Here is an 18,633-nt window from a genome sequence, read left to right on the forward strand (position 1 = left end):
GACTCGACCGCTCTAAGCTTCGGCCCATGGCGAGGTACTTCGACGTGCACCCGGACAACCCGCAACCGCGCACCATCAGCCAGGTGGTCGAGATCATCCGTGCGGACGGGTTGATCGCCTACCCCACGGATTCCTGCTTCGCCCTGGGCAGCCGGCTGGGCAACAAGGACGGCATGGACCGGATCCGGGAGATCCGCCACCTCGACAGCGGCCACCACTTCACGCTCGTGTGCCGCGACTTCGCCCAGCTCGGGCAGTTCGTGCAGCTGGACAACGCGGTGTTCCGGGCGGTGAAGGCGGCCACCCCCGGCCGCTACACCTTCATTCTGCCCGCCACGAAGGAGGTGCCCCGGCGGCTGTGGCATCCCCGCAAGAAGACCGTCGGGGTACGCATCCCCGCGCATCCGGTCACCCGCGCGTTGCTCGACGCGCTCGGTGAGCCGTTGCTGTCGAGCACCCTGCTGCTGCCCGAGGACGAGGAGCCGATGACCCAGGGTTGGGAGATCAAGGAGCGCCTCGACCATGCTGTCGACGCGGTGGTCGACGCCGGTGACTGCGGTACCGAACCGACCACGGTCGTCGACTTCTCCGACGGTGAGCCCGAGATCATCCGGGTGGGGGCCGGCGACCCGGCCCGGTTCGCCTGACGGCCCGCCCGGCCGCGCCGACGACGACCGGACGATGGCTGGCCGCCACGCCCCCGTACCCCGTGGCGGCCGTCACCCCGCCTGATCCCAACACGACGGTCTTCCCGCCAGGTGAAGTCCAAACGATTCCGTACGGGGTGGCGTGACATCGATTGTTATCGTCGCACTTCGTGGGTGTCATGAAGGCTGCCGTGTCCGATGGGCCACCCGACCCGGGCTCGGCCCACAGCCTCGACGAGCTGATCGGCCGCCTGCGCGCACTCAAGCTGTGGGCCGGTGACCCCTCCTACGAGACGATCACCCGGCGGGTCAACGAGCGGTGGCAGGCCGACGGTCGTCCCGCCGACGAGATGGCCCGTCGGGGCACCGTCGTGGACTGCTTCAAGACCGGACGACGGAGGATCAACGCCGACCTGGTGCTCGCCGTCGTGCAGGCGTTGCACGACGAGACGGGTTACCTCGCGCACTGGCGACAGGCCCTGCGGGTCAGTCTCGCCGAGACGACCGCGGCCGCCCAGGTGCGGGTGCTCGACCGGCTGCCCGACGACGCGGGCGCCTTCACCGGCCGCCAGGCGGAGTTGACCCGGCTGCGGGAGCTGGCCGCGCTGACCGGGCAACAGGACCCGGCGGACCGCGGGAACGGGCGCGGCGCGCAGGTCTGCGTGCTCGCCGGGATGGCCGGGATCGGTAAGACCCACCTCGCGGTCCACGCCGGTCAGTCGCTTGTCGAGGACTGTCGCTTCGACACGACTCTCTTCGTCGACCTGCGTGGCTACCATCCGGATCCGGGGCAGCCGCCGGCCGAGCCGGGTGCGGTGCTCGACGGGTTCCTGCGCCTGCTGGGCATGTCCGGCCACGAGATCCCGTACGGCCTGGCGGAGCGCGCCGCGGCGTTCGAAGAGCGGCTCGCGGGCCGACGGGTGCTGCTGGTGCTCGACAACGCGGCCGGTGCCGAGCAGGTGCGCCCGCTCCTGGCGCGGTCGGCCGGCACCCTGACACTGATCACCTCCCGCCGTCGGCTCGCCGAGCTGGAGCAGGCGGTCCATCTCGACCTCGACCTGTTCACCCCGGAGGAGGCGGAGCGGCTGCTCGTCCGGTCGAACCCCGACGTGGCGGTGGGCAGCGACCCGGCGGCGCACCGGCGGGTCGCGCTGCGCTGCGGGTACCTGCCGTTGGCGCTGAGCGTGGTCGTCGGACAGATGGCGAGCCGGCCCGGTTGGACGGTCACCGACCACGCCGACCGGCTGGACGAGCGTCACCGGCACCGCCGGCTCGACAGCGGTGTGGAGTTGGCGCTGCACCTGTCGTACCAGCATCTGCCGGAGCGGCGGCAGAGGCTGCTGCGACTGATGGCCGCGCATCCGGGCGCGGACCTGGACGAGCACGGTGCCGCCGCCCTGCTGGACACCCACGCGGCCACCGCCGCGGCCGACCTGCGTCATCTCGCCGCCGAGTATCTGGTCCAGCAGCCAGTCGTCGAGCGCTACGCGTTGCACGACCTCGTGCGCGCCTACGCGGGGGAGCGCGGCCGCGAGGAGGACCGACCGGCGGAACGCCGGGCCGCCCTGACCCGTCTGCTCGATCACTACCTGTACAGCGCGGCCGCGGCGATGGAGGCGCTGTATCCGGCCGAGCGACACCGTCGGCCGCCCCTGCCGCCGCGGCCCCCGGCCGTTCCGCTGCTGGACAAGCCCAGAACCGCACTACGCTGGCTGGACGCGGAGCGCGCGACACTCGTGGCGGTGTGCGTGCACGCGGCCCGCAACGGCTGGCCGCAGCACGCCGTGTGGCTCGCCGGCACCCTGTACGTCTATCTCGACAACGGCGGGTATCCGGCCGACGCGATCACGGTGCACACCGAGGCCGAGCGCGCGGCGCGGCTGCTCGGCGACACCGTCGCCGAAGCCACCGCCCTGACCAATCTGGGTGTGGTGTGCTGGCAGTTGGGTCGCTATCCGGAGGGAATCGGGCATCTGGAACGCGCCCTGCCGCTGTTCCGCGCGGCCGGTGACGGTCGCGGCGAGGCCCGGGTACTGGGCAACCTCGGCGTCGTGCACAGCGCTGCCGGGTACTGGGAGCGCGCCGGCGGGTACCACGAGTTGGCGCTCGACCGCTTCATCCAGATCGGCGACCGGGTCGGCGAGGCCAACACCCTGACGAACCTGGGTGCGGTCCACGAACGGTTGGGCCGTCCCGGTACCGCTGTGGAGCAGAACAGCCGCGCCCTGGAGATCTTCCGTGAGCTGCGGCATCTCGGCGGCGAGGCGACCGCGCTGAACAACCTGGGCGACGCCTACGTCGCGCTGGGCAGATTCGCCGACGCCGTCGAGTGCTACGAGCCGGCCCTCGCCCTCTTCCGCGACATCGGCGAACGGTACGGCGAGGCGTGCGTCCTCAACGGCCTGGGGCGGGCGCTCACCGGGCAGGGTGCCCGGGACGAGGCGGTCGCGCGGCACGTCGAGGCGTTGGCCCTGGCCACCGAGATCGACAGGCCCGAGGAGCAGGCCCGGGCCCGTGGTGCGCTCGCCCGGCTGGGTGCCCCGGTCGACGGGTAGGCCGAGCGGCAGGTCCCCACCAAGGCCTCGGCGCCGGCGACGCCGGGCGGCCCGGCATTCCCCGGTCCGGTCGACCCACCCGGGCGGTACGTGCTGGTCGCCCGCGACGGCGGGACGGCGGTGTTAGCGTGCGACGGTGGACGTGCGGCAGCCGGCTGGGTTGATCCTCGCCGCCGGTGCCGGCCGTCGTTACGGGCACCCCAAGGCCCTTGTCGAGTTCGGCGGCCGGCTGCTCGTGGAGCGGGCGGTCGACACCGCCCGCGCCGGCGGCTGCCGGCCGGTCTGCGTGGTCCTCGGTGCGCAGTCGTCGGTGGTGCGGGTCCGAGCCGCCCTCGCCGCTGCCGTGCTCGTCGACAATCCCGACTGGGCGGCCGGCATGGGCTCGTCGTTGCGGGTCGGTCTCACCGCGCTGCGGGCGACCGGGGCGGTCGCCGCGGTGGTGCTGCTTGTCGACATGCCGGGCGTCACCCCGACTGCGGTACGCCGGCTGGCCGCGCTCGCTGCGCCGGAGGCGCTCGCCACGGCGGGCTACGGTGCCGGGCGTGGGCACCCGGTCCTGCTCGGTCGGGCACACTGGACAGCTGTCGCGGCCTCGGCCGTCGGTGACACGGGGGCCCGGGACTATCTGCGGCAGCGGGCGGCGGAGCTGCGGGTCGTGCCGTGCGACGACATCGCCGTCGGCGGCGACGTCGACACCGAAGCCGACCGCGACAGCTTTCCGCCCGGTGCCGGGATCACCCGGCACTCACCCTGATCGGCTTTCGCTGCTCCAGGCGAAAGTTCGGTCTGCGGTTCTGAAACTATCGACGTTGCTGGGTGTAAGGGCTACGCTCCCAGGCAACAACCGTCGATGCGAGGGGTGTCATGTCCCGTCGAACCGGAAAGCCCTCCTATCTGGTTGCTCCGCCCGCGCGGCAGAACCGGACAAGGACGTGGATGGTCGCGGTCGCAGCGGCGGCGGTCCTGGTGGCGGCCCCGGTCGGCGGGTTGGTCGGGCACGCTGTCGGTCGGCCGGACCCGACCGAGGATGCCGTGGCGCAGCTGCGTCAGGCCGATGCCGAGCGGGACGCGCAGCAGATCGTCGAGCTCACCGAGATGGCCCACCGGACGGGCGAGGAACTCGCGCCGATCATCCGTGCTGTCAGGCAGGAGGCCGAGGCGGGGCGCACGCCCGAGCAGGCGCAGGTCGACCAGTGGCAGCAGACCATGCGGCGGCTGACCGCCCAGTTCGCCGACCCGCCGTCGGGCATGACCGCGACCAACGTCGCCCGTGGCGGTCTGCGCAGCGCCGTCGACCAGGTGGCCGTCGCTGTCGATTCCGTGGCTCTCGCGCTGGGCGGACCGACCGCCGGACGCGCGGAGCGGATGCAGCTGGCGGCGCGGCAGGCGACCCTCGCCGTCACCACCTGGTCGGTCGCGGCGACCCAGCTCGACCAGATCAACATTGACGCCGGACAAGGCCACCAGCATGTCCACCTGGATGTGGGCGAGGTGGAGGGCGCGCTCGGTCCGGACGGCTCGGCCGAAGGTGCCGGCGGCTGACCGCTTCCACCCTCCACACCGGCCGACGGTGGCCCAGCGCGGCTGCCGGAACCGTCGGTGGTCGATACGGATCAATCGTCGTGGGCGACGAGACGTCCTGACTCGATGATCGCGTTCGCAGCTTCGTCGGCACTTGCGAATCGGTATCGCATCCGATGCATAATGGGCAACGGGCTGGGTGCGTCGGGGCAAGGACCAAAGTGATCTGCCGACTTCAATGGAGGCACCTCCATGGCATTGATTCCGGCGGCTGGTGCAGGTTGTAGTGGGCCGTCGACCCCGCCGCCACGAGTTGAGTCCCCGGGAACGGTCAATTCCGAGGTCGAGTGGGACGGCTTCGACCCGCGCGCCTACGTTCAGCACAACTACTCGGTCCTGCGCGACGATGATCGCGAAATTCTCTGTCGGATAAGAGACTTCTTCGCGGGCGCGAAGATTGCTGGCGCGCACTGCGTCGACGTGGGATCGGGCGCAAACCTCTACCCGGCGCTGTCGCTTCTGCCATTCGCGCGCAGCGTGGAACTCTGCGAATATTCCACGGCGAATGTGCGCTGGTTGCGTAACCAGATCAGTGGCTATGACGAGTGCTGGGACGCGTACTGGCAGGTGTGTGCGGAGCACTCGGCGTACGCGGCGCTGGCCGACCCCCGTGGCCACCTGGCCCGGGTGGGTCGGGTGTCACAGCTCAGCGTCTTCGAACTGCCCAGGCGCGCCTGGGGGGCGGGCACCATGTTCTTCGTGGCCTGCTCGATCTCGGCGGACCGGGCCGAGGCGGAGCACGCGATCGGCCGCTTCCTGGGGGCGCTGCGCCCCGGCTCGCCCTTCGCCGCGGCGTTCATGCTGGGCTCGAACGGTTACCGCGTCGGGCAGCACTGGTTTCCGGCGGTGCAGCTGCACCGTGCGGAAGTGGTGGCGAGCATCGCTGCCGGAGCGTACGACGTGGACATGCACGAGGTGCGGCCCACGCCGTCGCTGCGTGACGGTTATCTGGGCATGTTGCTGGTCACCGGACGTAGCCGCGGCTGACGTCGCGCATTGTCCGCCCCGGATCCCCGCATCGCTCTCACCTGGACGCTTGGGTCACCTGGTTTCTCCGGGAGATCGGTACGCACGGCCGTTCAGGTCACGCTCCGACAGGGATACGATGATGGGTGCACGTCATCGTGGATCATCGTGGGCCAGGCAACATCAGCAGCTCCGTTTCGGCGACTACAGCAGACGGTGGTGGACCATGCGCATGCAGCCGCGCCAGGAGGTTCTCGACATCTGGCGGGCCACGGTGCGTAGCTGTCTACGCAACGGCGAATGGGATTGGGGCGGCCGGAGCGGGTCCAATTCCATCAGCGACGCGGAGCAACTGCTGACCCTGCTGCTGCCGGCGACCAAGATCCCGGTGCTGTCGCTTGACGATCCGGACCGGATCGACGAGGAGGTCATCGAGGCTCTCGGCGCGATCGGCGGGGCGATAGAGATTCCCCGCCGGCTGGTCCGGATCATGAGCGAGTACTTCGTCCGCTACACGGACGACACAGGCGCGCCGACCTTCGGCGGTGGCAGCTACCTCACCCCGGTCGAGGGCGGGCCGGACCTCACCGAGGAGCAGCGCTCCATGGACGTGGTCGACTCGTTCGCGGTGTCGGTCACGCTCACCCTGGCGACAATCGGTTTCGTCAAGATCTACCGCCCCTCCACCCAGCGGGCCGACCTGCGCGCCCAGCTGGACAAGCTGGAGGAGATGGCCAGCGTACGACTCACCGCCGCCATGGTCGGATTGCTCCGCAGCTTCAGCACCTCGGTATTCGCCGCGACCGACGAGTTCGGCATCCGGCTGTGCGACATGGTCAACCAGGACGAGGTGCCGCGCCGTGAGGTCGTTGCCGCGTTGCGGACGCAGCTGCGGGACACCATGGCGAGCCTGCGCAACGTCGTGGTCGGATCGGGTCAGGTCACCGAGGACCTGGACAACAGCGAGATGCTCTTCGAGTGCGGCTGGTCGTGGGGGACCATCGCGGGTGCCGACGAGGTCGCCACGACCGATCCGATCGGCCCGCAGCGCGAGGGCTCCGCAGAGAACGCCCCCTACCTCTACTTCACCGTCATCGCGGTGGACGCCATCGACGATCTCAATTCCGAACGGACCCGCCTGCTCGGTCTGCTCAACGAGGAACAGCAGCGACTCTTCCGGATCCTCCAGCTGCGCTGGGAGTTGACCCGGCGGTACTGGGCCACGGTGGCGACCTTCGGCAACCGGCGCCGGTGGCCGATCGAGGACATTCCCTGGCGCACCACCGACGGCGACCGGACCGACTACTACACGTTGCAGGCCACCTCGCTGGCGGTGAAGGGACTTGTCGCCAGCGGGCGCGGCGGTGACGAGGAGTTCGGGCGGATCGCGAACGTGCTTGTGGAGCTGGCGCAACGGGGCCGGATCACCCGGCGCGCCTCGCCCAACGAACCCGCGCTGGTGGTGCACGCCCCGGGCAAGCAGGTGACCCTGAACGACGCCACGTCGAAGCCGATCATGACGTGGAACGTCAATGAGTTCTCCACGGTGCTGCTCCAGCGGGCCACCACCGTCGCCGGCCTGCTGAACAATGCCCGGCGCCGTAGCGAGCTGCTCGAACTCGCGGACGAGGTGTGGGAGCACCTGCTGCTGCGACGCATCCCCGAGGGCCGGCACCGAGGGTTGTGGGATCATGCCGGGGGCGCTTTCCCCGACCTGGCCCCGCTGCCCGAGGCGCCCTCCTGGTACCTGACCGAGCGTGTGGTGCAGGCCCTGGTCAACGCCGGTCAGCTGCTCTGGGAGCGGCAGTTCCCCCGGGCCGTGAACCTCGCCACCTACGCCCAGGACCTCATCGACGAGGCCGAGTACGTGTTCGACCGTGAGCTGATGAGCGGCACGTTCGCCGGTGAGGCCATGCAGCGCAGCATGCGGAGCATCCGGGCGACGCTACGCCGCGCGCAGTCGCTCGTGGACGACCAGCCGGGTACGGCCGCCGCGCTGGCGAGCACCCTGCTGCTACAGCTCAACGACATCACCACCGGCCAACAGAAGGCCAGCGAGGGGATCTGAATGCTGGTCTTCGTCACGTCGCACAAGGGTGGCACCGGACGCTCGGTGACCGCGGCGAACATCGCCTACCGCAGCGCGCTCTCCGGCCGCTCCACCTGCTACCTGGACTACGACTTCGGCTCGCCGACGGCCGGTATCACGTTCCAGATTCCTCAGGCGACAAACGGCATCGAGGGCGCCGGCCCGAACGGCGGCGGCCTGCACCGGTACCTGCGTGGCGAGATCCCGTCACCGGAGCAGTTGGACGTGTGGGGCACCTCGGAACGGGTCAGCCTGCGCCAACGACCGACCGGCTCGGGCTCGCTGGTGCTGCTACCCGGGCAGCGCAACGGCAGCGAGTTCGGCTTCACCGACGACATCGGCCGACGCTGCGCCGAGCTTTTCCTCCGGCTGGAGGAGGAGTTCGACCTGACCCTTGTGGATCTGAGCGCCGGTCGGTCGTACGCCAGCCAGATCGCGCTGGCGGCCACCGCCAACCGGACGCTGCGCAAGGTGACGGTGCGGTGGCTGGTCTTCCACCGCTGGACGCCGCAGCACGTGATGGCGGCGGCGGACCTGGCCTTCGAAGCCGGCGGGATCCTGGCCATGGGCAAGGAGTACGGCCACGAGCCGGACCGGCTACGGGAGTCACTGCGGTTCGTACGGACCGCGGTGATCGATTCACGCGGCCCCGAGGTGGGCCATCTCGACCTGGCGCAGCAGGCGTTCCTGCGCAGATGCGACGCGGAACTGGCGGAGCTGGCCCGTAGGCGGGGGACCGGCCGGACCACCCTGCTCGGCGCGGTGCCGTTGGACCCGCTGCTGCAATGGCGCGAGCAGCTGATCTCGGACAACGACGTGCAGGCCAAGATCGCCAACGCCAGGACCGTGGACGCCTTCGTGGAGCTGACCGAGAAGCTCTTCGACGAGACCGCATGGGAGACCGTGTGATGAGCGTGGATGTCAGGTTTCAGGAGGCAGCCGCGGTGCGTCGTACGGAGAGCGTGCCGTACTCGCATCTGTCGGTGGAGTTGGGGCACGTCTACGCCGAGGACTTCGGCGACGGATGCCGGGACCTGCGGCGCAAGTTCGCCCGGATCGCGGACTGGGCGCAGGCGGTCCCGGCACTGGCCCGCCGGGGGCTGCGCCCACACCGGCAACCCAGGATCAGCACGTGCTTCCTCGTCGACGACTACTTCCACCGGTTCGCCACGCCGCGCGAGGTGATTCCGCAGGTGCAGCAGGCCGCGGCGGAGCACGGGCTGGTGCTCGACTACGTGGCCCGCGAGTCCAGCTTCGCCCGCTACGACGACGTCGAACTGGCCCGGCTGGTGGTGGACACGCTTGTCGTGGAACCGCCCCGGCACACCACGGGAAGCCGCCCACCGCTCAGTGAGTCGGGCTGGCTGTCGAACGGCAAGCGGTCACCCGGGCATGCCGACGCACCCGCGATGACACTGCCGATGCCGTGGTCCCCGCCCTTGCAGTCCGGCGACGCGCCGCACTCCATCTTCGTCGACATCGAACTGTGGTCCGACGAGCCGGACCGTCGGGTGTGGGCCTGCGCGCTGCTCGCCTCGGTGTGGCAGATGACCCGGCTGGGTGTACTGCGGCACCGGGGCCAGACGATCACCCAGCCGTACCGACTCCCGCCCGACGAGCCGCTGCCGACCGACTGGGATCGGCTGCCCGCGATCGTCCAGCTCAACCCGGACGCCACGCCGTTCTGCGGGTACCGCACGGTGACCCTGATGGACACCCGGTATCTCCCTGTCGAGTTGGCCGTGCGGACCATTCTCGGGCAGGTGGCGGTGCCACCCGCGGTCGCCCGGCAGGTCGCCAAGCGGGCCGGCAGCGAGGGCCTGGAACTGCCCGACGAACTTGTCGACCGGTTGAGTTACGTGTTCATCGGGGAGTGAAGCGGGTCGGCCTCAACCGCGTGGCGCCTGCGCACCGCGACCGAAGCGGCGGTCCGTCGGGCCGTTGCCGGCGGGCGGGAACGGCTCGGCCAGCGGGGCGTGCCCGCACGACTGGCTGACCGACGCCCGGCCGGCCAGGTCGCGCAGGATGGCCATGTTGCCGACGGTGATCTGATCCCGGATCCAGTTGACCGACGACTGCCACTGCCGGCTGAAACCCGGTACCTGCTCCAACCGGTCCCAGATCGGCCGCAGTCGCGGGTCGACCCGGGCACCTGGTAGCCAAAGGTGCAGCAGGTGCTCCAGCACCGGCCGCAACCGTTCGATGTGCTCCTGCGTCGAGCCGGCGCGGGTCACCGCCGCCTCGACCAGCGCGGACAACATGGTGAGCAGCCAGTCGTGCAGGGCGAGGTCCTCACAGAGGCCGGCCACCGCCGCCGGTACGTCCTGCGGGTTCACCGTGAGTCGTACGGTGCGTAGCGTCGGTGAGTCCACCGCGACGTCGGCCGTGGCGTTCTCGCCCGGCTGCTGGTGCACCTGTGCGGTCCACCGCAGTCGGGTGCGCGCCGCGCGTAGTGGTGGGCGCCGGTCCAACAGGTCGGACATCTGCACGCTGTCGAGCACCCGGCCGGTGATCGCGTCCAGGTTGAGCACGTCGGCGGCGTTGCCGTGCAGGAAGCCGTTCGTCAGGTCGTCGGCGTCCAGTTTGCCGACCGTCTCCAGCACACCCGAGTTGGCCAGGTAGTGCGACCACGGCCGGCGACGTTCCCCGGCGACGACCTGGATGATGGAGGAGGCCTGCACGATCCGGCCGCCGGTGATGACGGCCCTGGTCACCACCGCGCCCACCCCACGCAGTTGGCGGTTCTTCGCGCTCGGCAACCAGCAGTCCACACCGGTGCGGACGTCGGGTGACACCGCGTACAGCGACGGGCGCCGCGAGGTCAGCACCGCCTCGCCCTCCACCAGGCTGAGCACCTCGGCGCTCTGGTCCTGTGCCAGCGCCGTGCTGTGCTGCAGCAGGCTGGTGTGCACCTCGCCCACCGTGAGCATGGTTCCTCCGCATCGGCACCACGGGGGACACCGGCGGGCATGGGCCTGCGGCCGGTGACCGGACCGAATCCGTCCCGCGGCCATCATAGGCCCATCCGTGGTGGGAAAGCCGAAATGTGCCCGGGGGTGGGAACTTCACGGGACCGATGGATGTGACAACGACTGATATTTTGAAGAATGCGGTCGCCAGCCACCCCTGGAGTTTGCCGTCGATGAAGGTCTACATTTCAGCCACCCAAAAGGACCTGCTGGAATACCGTGCGGCCGTGCACGCGGTGGCGCGTCGCCTGGAGATCGAGGACGTCGCCATGGAGGCGTACGGGGCCGACGTCCGCCCACCCCTGGAACGCTGCCTGACCGACGTACGCCGATGCGATCTCTACGTGGGTCTCTTCGCCTGGCGCTACGGTTACCGGCCACCCGGCCAGGAGTCCTCGATCACCGAGCTGGAATATCGTGAGGCGCTCGCGGCCGGCAAACCGTGCCTGATCTTTCTGCTCGCCGAGGACACGCCCTGGCCGGTGGACATGATCGACCGCAACGGCGACTGGCAGCAGATCGTGGCGTTGCGCCACGAATTGAAGGAGCGTCACCTGTGCGCCTTCTTCTCCAGCGTGGATGATCTGTCGGCGAAGGTCACAGTGGCGCTGGCCGACGTGCGCAGCGGCCGGTCACCGGCGCGTGAGCCCGGCGACCCCGACACCCACCTGCCGGAGGCGGCCCGCAGCCAGTACCACAAGCAACTCCGGCTGCGGTATCAGGCGGTGCCGCTGGACGCGGTGGCACCACGGCCCACCATCGGCTACCTCACCGTCGGGCTGTCCAACGTCTTCGTCGAGCCGAGGGTGCACGAGGACGCCCGGCCGGAGATGCCGCTGGCCTGGTGGCGCTGGGCAGGGTCGGGCCCGGACGGTGACGGCGGCGCGCTGCCCGGCGTGGTGGACCCGAGGGACGTGGAGCGGCTCTGGGAGGAGTACGCGGCCAAGGAGGCGTCGGCGCTGTTCGACGTGGTCTGCGACCCGGCCCGGCGGGCCATGGTGCTGCTCGGCGATCCGGGTTCCGGCAAGTCGGCGGCCGCACGTTATCTCGCTCTCGCGCTGGCCGGGGTCTGTGAGGAGCCGCGGTTGGCGGCCCTGGACCGTCACCTTCCCGTCCTGATCGAGCTGCGCTCGTACGCGGCACATCGTGGTGACGGCCGGTGCGACGGACTGCTGGACTACGTCGGCCACCGGCACCAGCAGGGGCTGGCCGGAATCGACCGGGACGTGCTGGAGGCGTACCTGCGGCAGGGCGGTCAGGCGCTGTTCCTCTTCGACGGGCTGGACGAGGTGTTCGATCCGGCGCAACGGGAGGAGATGGCCGCGCAGATCGCCACCTTCGCCAACGAGTACCCCGGGGTGCGGACGGTGGTCACCTCGCGCGCGGCCGGGTACCTGCGGCACACCTTCGCCAACGCCGGGTTCGACCACTTCACCCTGGAGGATCTCGACGACGAGCGGATCGCGCGGTTCCTCGGCAACTGGTACGAGTACGTGATGCCGACGCCGTCGGTCGAGGCGGACCGGCAGCGGCGGCAGATCCTCGACGTGGTGCGCCGGTCCCGGGCGATGCACGAGATCGCCGGCAACCCGTTGCTGCTGATGCTCATGGCGATCGTCGGTCGGGACCGCCCACTGCCGCGAAACCGTCGCCGGCTCTACGCGCATGTCACGGACGTGCTGATCTCCGAATGGGACGTGACCAAGCAGTTGCGGGAGAGCCACGGCGACGTGCCGCCGCTGGACCCGCAGGCGAAACTGCGGCTGCTGCGCCACCTGGCCTTCTGGATGCAGTGCCGGGAGTCGGGGCCGGCCGGCAATTACATCGAGGCAGATGAGCTGTCCCGGATCTTCCGGGACCACCTGGTCGAGTTCTACGGTTTCGAGAACGAACGCGCGCACGCCATGGCGTACTCGATGATCGACAAATTGCGCCAGCGCAGTTTCATCCTGGAACGGTACGGGCTGCGCCTGTTCGGGTTCGTGCACCGTACGTTTCTGGAGTTCTTCTGTGCCGAGGAGATCGTGGACAGGTTCGATCACGACCCGGACACCTGGGGGATCGACCAGTTGCGTGCGCTGTTCCGGGACAACTGGGCAGATCCCTCCTGGCGGGAGGTGCTGCGCCTGGTCGCCAGCGCACTGCCCGCCGAGGTCGCCAACGAACTGGTCACCCTGCTGGCCACCGAGGTCAACCGGCCGTGGCCGCCGCTGAACCTGCCCAGTCCACCGTGGAACCTGGTACTGGCCGCGCAGTGCGTTGCGGAGGCACCGCGGCCGGCCGGGCTGGCCGGTGCCGGCGAGGCGGTGTTACGTCAGGTCGTGCTGCTTGTCGAGCACGGCATCTCCGCCGACGACCCGAACCTCGTCGAGGTCACCGAGCAGGAGCTGCTCTCGTCGATCCGGGCGCTCGGGCCGCAGTGGCCCGGCCGGGCCGTCTTCCTGCACTGGTACCGCCGCCGCGGGGTGCACACCAGCTGGCGCTCCGGTTCGACCTTCGCCACCCGGTCGGCGGCCGCGCTGTCCACCGCCGATGAGCAGCTGGAGGAACTGCTGGTCCGGGAGCTGGGGCAGGGCCGCGAGCGGCAGGCGCGGCTCGCGCTTGTCGCCGGCCTGGCCGAGGCCGCCGGGAGGTTGGACACCACCGGCCGCAGCCGCCGCCACTGCCAGGACCTGTTGCTGGTGCAGGCCCGGGCGGAAGGCTCGACAGCGGTTCGGCAGGCCGCGGTACGCGCGCTGGTCGCCAACTTCGGAGCCGGCAGCGACCTGGTCGAGGTGCTGCGCGACCTCGCCGATTCTCCCGACGCGGCGGTCCGGGCGCTCGCGGTGCAGTCCCTCGGCGGGCGAGCCGACGAGGCCGAGGACGTCCGACGACTGCTGCTGACGCGGTCGACGGAGGACCGGGACACCGGTGTGCGGCGGGCCGCCGTGACGGTGCTCGCCGCCCGCTGCCTCGACCTGCCCGACGTCACCGAGACGCTGCACCGTCTGCTGGCCACCGACAGCGATCCCGGTGTGGTGCTGTCCGCGCTGCGTTGCCTGCTCAGCCTCCCCGAGCAGAGTGAGACGGCCCACGGCCGGGCCCTGTCGCGGATCTCCGGTGACTCCCAGGACGAGGTGCGGCGTTGCCTGGTGTGCGAACTGCTGCCGGGACGGGGCGGCACGGACGGCACCGAGCTGCTGCTCAAGCTCGCCGGCTCGGACGCCTCGGCGCGGGTCCGCGCGGTCGCGGTCCAGCGACTCGTACTGGTCAACGACCCGGACGGACGGTGCCGGGACCGGCTGGTGGACCGGATCGAGCAGGACGAGGACGCGTCGGTCCGGGCGGCGGCGGTGGCGGCGTTGACCGACCGGTACCGCGTGGACGACAGCGGCTGGGTGGTGGCCGCGCAGGCGGCACGGACGGACGAGGACGCGACGGTGCGCCTCGCCGCGGTTCGTGCGCTGGCCGAGGCGTACCCGGATCACCGCACCGGCGAGCTGCTGCTGGAACGGGCTCGCCAGGACCCCACCGCCGGTGTCCGGCTCGCCGCCGTCGACCTGCTCACCGGCCGGCCGCTGCTCGGGCACGCCACGCGTGAGCTGCTCATCAGTCGGGCTGCCCGGGAACGGGACCCGATCGTCCGGCTCCGCGTCACCCGCAGCCTGGCCCGCCTCGGTGATCCGCTCGACGCGGCGGTGGTGGAGTGTCTCGCCGAGCAGGTCCGCCGGGATCCCGATCCGAACGTGCTGCGTGCCGCCGCGCAGGCGCTGGCCCGTCACGGTGGGACCGACGCGCTTGTGGAGACGCTGTCCCGGCGGGCCCGCCGGGACAGCTACGCCGGCATCCGGCTGGCCGCCGTGGAGACCCTCAGCGCGTACGGCGCCCCGGACGTGGTGACCGACGTGCTGCTGGAACGCATCGAGTCCGACACCGACCCGGCGGCGTTCGACGCGGCGGTGTGCTGCCTGATCGCGCGGGGCGAGACCGCGATGGCGGTGACGCTGCGGTTGATGCGTCGGCTTGCCGACCGGGATCCGGCGATTCGGGCCCGCATCGCGGCCGCGCTCGGCGAGCATTTCGGCGACGACCCGGAGGTTCGGGTGCTGCTGGTCGGCCTGGTGCGCGACGATCCGGCGCTGGAGGTGCGCCGCCGGGCCGCGGAGCAACTCGCGGCCAACCTGGCCGACCGGACCGGAGTGCGGGAGCTGCTGATGCGGCTGGTGGACGACGAGGACTGGGAGATCCGCCGCACCGCGCTGCTCGCGCTCGCCCGGCACTACGGTGAGGACAGCCGGACCCGCCCGATACTCGTCCGGCTGGCCGGTCAACCCGACCCCACGGTACGGAGTCTCGCCGGCCAGTTGCTGGCGACGTTACCCGGCACGGGCCCGGACGACTTCCCGTGAGCGACTGCCCCGATGGCGTCTGGCGACGCGGCGGGCGGTGTGCCGCGGCGGCTGCGACCGGTCGGTCTCAGGACTCGGCGTCGGCGTCGGCGTCGGCAGGTGCCGTCGCGGCCGGATAGACCCGGGTTTCGGCGGCCTTGACGGCGGCCCAGAGCGTCTGCCCGGGCGCCAGTTTCAGGTGGGCGGCGGCGGCCGGGGTGATGTCGGCCGCCACGGTGACCGGGCCGTCGAGTTGCACCCGCAGGTTGTCGCCGTGGCGTTGGATGCCGGTGATGGTGGCCGGCCAGGTGTTGCGGGGGCTGCCGTCGGGACGGCGGGGATGCAGCGCCACGGCCGACGGTGCGAAGGCGACGAAGACGCCACCGGCGTGCTGGTCGCCGGTGACGAGCTGGAATCCGCCGGTGAGCAGGACCCGGTGCCCGTCAGCGTGCCCTCGGTAGAGGTTGAGACCGACGAGCCTGGCGACGTAGTCGGTACGCGGCTGCGCGGTGACGGTGGCGACGTCGCCTTCCTGCACGACGCACCCGTGTTCGATGATGACGAGCCGGTCGGCGAGCACCACGGCGTCGATCGGGTCGTGGGTGACCAGCAGTGTGGCGCCGGAATGGCCGGCGAGGTGGTGTTGGAGCTGGGCGCGGGTGTCGAGCCGGGTGCGGGCGTCGAGGGCGGCGAGTGGCTCGTCGAGCAGCAGCAACGCTGGTTCGACGGCGAGGGCGCGAGCCAGGGCCACCCGTTGGGCCTGCCCGCCGGACAGGTGTCGGGGCTTGCGCCGGGCGTGTTCGGCGAGTCCGACCCGGGCCAGCCAGTCCGACGCCCGCCGTCGGGCCCGCTGCCGGTTGAGGCCCTGTCGACGTGGCCCGAACGCGATGTTGTCCAACGCGGTCAGGTGCGGGAAGAGCAGGTAGTCCTGGAAGACGACACCGATCGGGCGCTGCTCGGTCGGTGTCCAGCTGCCCCGGGCGGGATGATCCAGCTGGCGGCCGGCGAGACTGAGGTGGCCGCCGGTGAGGGGGATCAGGCCGGCGAGGGCGCGCAGCGCGGTGGTCTTGCCGGCACCGTTGGGTCCGAGGAGAGCGACGACCTCGCCGGGACCGATGGTCAACGGCAGATCGAGTCGGAAGGTGCCACGGTCCACGACGAGGTGCGCGTCGAGCACCGCACCGCCGGTCGGTGGGTCGGTGGTGGGCAGGCTCGGATCGGCGGTCACGGGCTGCTGAGCCAGCGGTCGCGAAGGCTGGCCAGAATCACCACCGAGACGGTGAGCAGGACGAGACTGAGCACGATCGCCGCCTCCAGGTCGGTTTCGAGGGCGAGGTACACCGCGAGTGGCATGGTCTGGGTACGGCCGGGAAAGTTGCCGGCGAAGGTGATGGTGGCACCGAACTCGCCGAGCGCCCGGGCCCAGCACAGCACCGCTCCGGCGGCGACACCCGGGGCGACCAGCGGGAGCGTGACGTGGGTGAAGGTGGTCCAGCGGCCGGCGCCGAGGGTCGCCGCCGCCTCCTCGTACCGGACGTCCGCGCCGCGCAGCGCGCCCTCGACGGCGATCACCAGGAACGGCATCGCGACGAAGGCTTCGGCGAGAACCACACCGGCCGTGGTGAACGGCAGGGTGACCCCGAACGTGCTGTCGAGCCAGCCACCGAGGATGCCCCGTCTGCCGAAGACGAGCAGCAGCGCCACGCCGCCGACCACCGGTGGCAGTACCAGCGGCACGGTGACCAGGGCCCGCACGAGGCGGCGGCCCGGGAAGTCGACGCGGGCGAGCAGCCAGGCCAGCGGCACCCCGAGGACGAGACAGAGCAGCGTGGCGAGGGTGGCGGCCTGCACCGACAGCCGCAGCGCGATGAGCACCCCGGGCTCGGTGAGTCGTTGGGGGAGGGTGCTCCACGGTGTACGGATCAGCAGACCGGCCAGCGGCAGCACCAGGAAGAGCAGCCCGAGGGTGGCGGGCAGCAGCAGCGCGACCGGTACCCGACCGGTTCGCCTGGGTCGTGGTACTGGCGTGGACCGGTCGGATCGCGCCACCACGACGTCACGCCGCGACATCGACTACGGGGCCTGGAAACCGGCGGCGGTGAGGACGGCCTGACCCGGGCCGGAGAGCACATGGTCGACGAACGCCTGGGCGGCCGGCCTGTTCGGGGCGTTCCTCAGTACGACTATCGGATAGTCGTTGATCGCCCCGGCCGACTCGGGAAACTCGATGCCGTCCACGTCGTCGTCGGCGGCCCGTGCGTCGGTGCGGTAGACAAGTGCCGCGTCGACCTCGCCCAGCCGCAGCTTGGACAGCGCCGCCTTGACGTCCTGCTCCAGGGTGACCGGGGTCAGCCCCACCCCGGCGGTGGCCAGGGCCCGCACCGCCGCCGCGCCACACGGGACCTGTTCGGCGCAGAGCGCCACCTTGACGTCCGGCCGGTTCAGGTCGGCCAGACCGGTCACCCCGTCCGGGTTGCCGTCGGGTACCGCGATCACGAGCTGGTTGCGGACGAAGACACTCGGGTTGCCGTCGCCGCTGCCGGCTTCGGTGACGGTCGTCATGTTCGCCGGAGAGGCGGAGGCGAACACGTCCGCTGGCGCACCCTGGTTGATCTGGGTCGCGAGGGCGGAACTGCCGGCGAAGCTGAAGGCGACCCGGACGCCTGGATTCGCCGCCTCGAAGGCCTCGCCGATCCGGGTGAACGACTCGGTGAGCGACGCGGCGGCGAACACCGTGACGTCGCCGGTCACGGCGCCGGCACTGCCCCCGGATCGCGGGTCGGTGCGCTGGCCACTGCCGCAGCCGACCAACGCGACAATCGTCATGGCGGTGAACAGGGCCAGCCGTCGTGCCGTCACGAGCCGTTCCTCCTGCCGTCCGGGTGGGCCGTGGGCCGCTCCACGACGACAGTTGTCGACTTGATCACCGCGATCGCCACCGAGCCGACCACCAGCCCCAGGTCGTCGACGGCCTCGCGGCTCATCAGCGACACCACCCGGAACGGACCGGCCTGGATGTCCACCTGGGCCATCACGGCGTCCTTGACCACGCCGGTGACGATGCCCCGTAGCCGGTTACGGGCCGAGGACTCGTCCGCCCGGTCGTCGGGATCGCCGGCCTGCGCCCGGACGAAAGCGGCCAGATCGACGCCGTCGATCACTCGATGTCCCTGGTCGTCGCGCTCGGCGGTGAGACGGCCGGCATCCACCCAGCGCCGCACCGTGTCCGCGCTGACGCCCAGCAGCTCCGCGGCCTCGCCCATGCGAAACATCGTCACGGCGCTCACCCTACGCCACGCATCCACGAGCCTGAAGTCGGGAGAGATCTCGAATCTGCGGCCCGGGTAGGGGTTGTCGAGTCGCATCTGCGACTCCGCCTCGCATGCTCGGTGGAACGGGTCGTCAGTGGTGGCCGCAGCGATTGTGGAACAGCACCGGGTGCAGCCGGTCCAGCGGCCG

14 protein-coding genes are annotated in these 18,633 nt (G+C 71.0%); 9 read left to right on the forward strand and 5 right to left on the reverse strand.

Translation table 11 applies throughout. The annotated features are described in order from the left end of the window. Positions 1-26 precede the first annotated feature (26 nt). The 8 genes from AB0I71_RS03490 (at position 27) to AB0I71_RS03525 (ending at position 9,715) form a co-directional block, all read left to right on the forward strand. A complete protein-coding gene (locus AB0I71_RS03490; protein WP_357581661.1) occupies positions 27-647 on the forward strand; it encodes an L-threonylcarbamoyladenylate synthase in 621 nt (206 codons plus the stop codon). Between the two features lie 179 nt (positions 648-826). Continuing rightward, entirely contained in the window at positions 827-3,202 is a 2,376-nt protein-coding gene (locus tag AB0I71_RS03495; protein ID WP_357582001.1) for a tetratricopeptide repeat protein, read from the forward strand. Positions 3,203-3,344: 142 nt separating this feature from the next. Continuing rightward, positions 3,345-3,956, forward strand: a complete 612-nt coding sequence (locus AB0I71_RS03500; RefSeq protein WP_357582002.1) for a nucleotidyltransferase family protein — start codon at positions 3,345-3,347, stop codon at positions 3,954-3,956. 182 nt (positions 3,957-4,138) lie between these two features. Continuing rightward, a complete protein-coding gene (locus AB0I71_RS03505) occupies positions 4,139-4,744 on the forward strand; it encodes a hypothetical protein (protein ID WP_357581662.1) in 606 nt (201 codons plus the stop codon). 231 nt (positions 4,745-4,975) lie between these two features. Further along, positions 4,976-5,770: an SCO2525 family SAM-dependent methyltransferase gene (locus AB0I71_RS03510; RefSeq protein ID WP_357581663.1), complete on the forward strand. Its 795-nt coding sequence runs from the start codon at positions 4,976-4,978 to the stop codon at positions 5,768-5,770. 205 nt (positions 5,771-5,975) lie between these two features. Further along, the gene (locus AB0I71_RS03515) at positions 5,976-7,817 is read left to right on the forward strand and encodes an SCO2524 family protein (RefSeq protein WP_357581664.1); all 1,842 of its coding nucleotides are present in this window, start codon (positions 5,976-5,978) and stop codon (positions 7,815-7,817) included. Next, a complete protein-coding gene (locus AB0I71_RS03520; protein ID WP_357581665.1) occupies positions 7,818-8,747 on the forward strand; it encodes an SCO2523 family variant P-loop protein in 930 nt (309 codons plus the stop codon). Further along, complete coding sequence (locus tag AB0I71_RS03525; protein ID WP_357581666.1) at positions 8,747-9,715, forward strand: SCO2522 family protein; 969 nt, start codon at positions 8,747-8,749, stop codon at positions 9,713-9,715. Before AB0I71_RS03520 ends, AB0I71_RS03525 begins: the two co-directional genes overlap by 1 nt. 12 nt (positions 9,716-9,727) lie before the next feature. On the opposite strand, the gene AB0I71_RS03530 is transcribed toward AB0I71_RS03525, so the two are convergent. Then, positions 9,728-10,768 carry an SCO2521 family protein gene (locus AB0I71_RS03530; protein WP_357581667.1) on the reverse strand — a complete coding sequence of 347 codons (1,041 nt, stop codon included), beginning with the start codon at positions 10,766-10,768 and terminating at the stop codon, positions 9,728-9,730. Positions 10,769-10,980: 212 nt separating this feature from the next. Between AB0I71_RS03530 and AB0I71_RS03535 the strand changes: the two genes are divergently transcribed. Further along, positions 10,981-15,195, forward strand: coding sequence for a HEAT repeat domain-containing protein (locus AB0I71_RS03535; RefSeq protein ID WP_357581668.1), 4,215 nt, complete (start codon positions 10,981-10,983; stop codon positions 15,193-15,195). A 67-nt stretch (positions 15,196-15,262) separates the two neighbouring features. On the opposite strand, the gene AB0I71_RS03540 is transcribed toward AB0I71_RS03535, so the two are convergent. From AB0I71_RS03540 to AB0I71_RS03555, 4 genes are read right to left on the reverse strand one after another with little or no spacing between them, the layout of a single operon-like run. Then, complete coding sequence (locus AB0I71_RS03540; protein WP_357581669.1) at positions 15,263-16,402, reverse strand: ABC transporter ATP-binding protein; 1,140 nt, start codon at positions 16,400-16,402, stop codon at positions 15,263-15,265. Continuing rightward, a complete protein-coding gene (locus tag AB0I71_RS03545; RefSeq protein ID WP_357581670.1) occupies positions 16,399-17,226 on the reverse strand; it encodes an ABC transporter permease in 828 nt (275 codons plus the stop codon). The genes AB0I71_RS03540 and AB0I71_RS03545 overlap by 4 nt, the downstream gene beginning before the upstream one ends. Before the next feature lie 21 nt (positions 17,227-17,247). Continuing rightward, positions 17,248-18,000: a molybdate ABC transporter substrate-binding protein gene (modA, locus tag AB0I71_RS03550; protein ID WP_357582003.1), complete on the reverse strand. Its 753-nt coding sequence runs from the start codon at positions 17,998-18,000 to the stop codon at positions 17,248-17,250. Positions 18,001-18,029: 29 nt separating this feature from the next. Beyond that, a complete protein-coding gene (locus tag AB0I71_RS03555) occupies positions 18,030-18,452 on the reverse strand; it encodes a MerR family DNA-binding transcriptional regulator (protein ID WP_357581671.1) in 423 nt (140 codons plus the stop codon). Positions 18,453-18,633: the final 181 nt, after the last annotated feature.

Source organism: Micromonospora sp. NPDC049891, assembly GCF_040660295.1.
Taxonomy (GTDB): domain Bacteria; phylum Actinomycetota; class Actinomycetes; order Mycobacteriales; family Micromonosporaceae; genus Micromonospora.

What these genes read in the sequence shown, in the direction of transcription:
- AB0I71_RS03515 (WP_357581664.1), top strand. Translation starts at nt 5,976, where the DNA reads ATGCGCATGCAGCCGCGCCAGGAGGTTCTCGACATCTGGCGGGCCACG.
- AB0I71_RS03520 (WP_357581665.1), top strand. Translation starts at nt 7,818, where the DNA reads ATGCTGGTCTTCGTCACGTCGCACAAGGGTGGCACCGGACGCTCGGTG.
- modA (WP_357582003.1), bottom strand. Translation starts at nt 18,000, where the DNA reads ATGACGATTGTCGCGTTGGTCGGCTGCGGCAGTGGCCAGCGCACCGAC.
- AB0I71_RS03525 (WP_357581666.1), top strand. Translation starts at nt 8,747, where the DNA reads ATGAGCGTGGATGTCAGGTTTCAGGAGGCAGCCGCGGTGCGTCGTACG.
- AB0I71_RS03505 (WP_357581662.1), top strand. Translation starts at nt 4,139, where the DNA reads ATGGTCGCGGTCGCAGCGGCGGCGGTCCTGGTGGCGGCCCCGGTCGGC.
- AB0I71_RS03510 (WP_357581663.1), top strand. Translation starts at nt 4,976, where the DNA reads ATGGCATTGATTCCGGCGGCTGGTGCAGGTTGTAGTGGGCCGTCGACC.
- AB0I71_RS03530 (WP_357581667.1), bottom strand. Translation starts at nt 10,768, where the DNA reads ATGCTCACGGTGGGCGAGGTGCACACCAGCCTGCTGCAGCACAGCACG.
- AB0I71_RS03535 (WP_357581668.1), top strand. Translation starts at nt 10,981, where the DNA reads ATGAAGGTCTACATTTCAGCCACCCAAAAGGACCTGCTGGAATACCGT.
- AB0I71_RS03495 (WP_357582001.1), top strand. Translation starts at nt 827, where the DNA reads ATGAAGGCTGCCGTGTCCGATGGGCCACCCGACCCGGGCTCGGCCCAC.
- AB0I71_RS03490 (WP_357581661.1), top strand. Translation starts at nt 27, where the DNA reads ATGGCGAGGTACTTCGACGTGCACCCGGACAACCCGCAACCGCGCACC.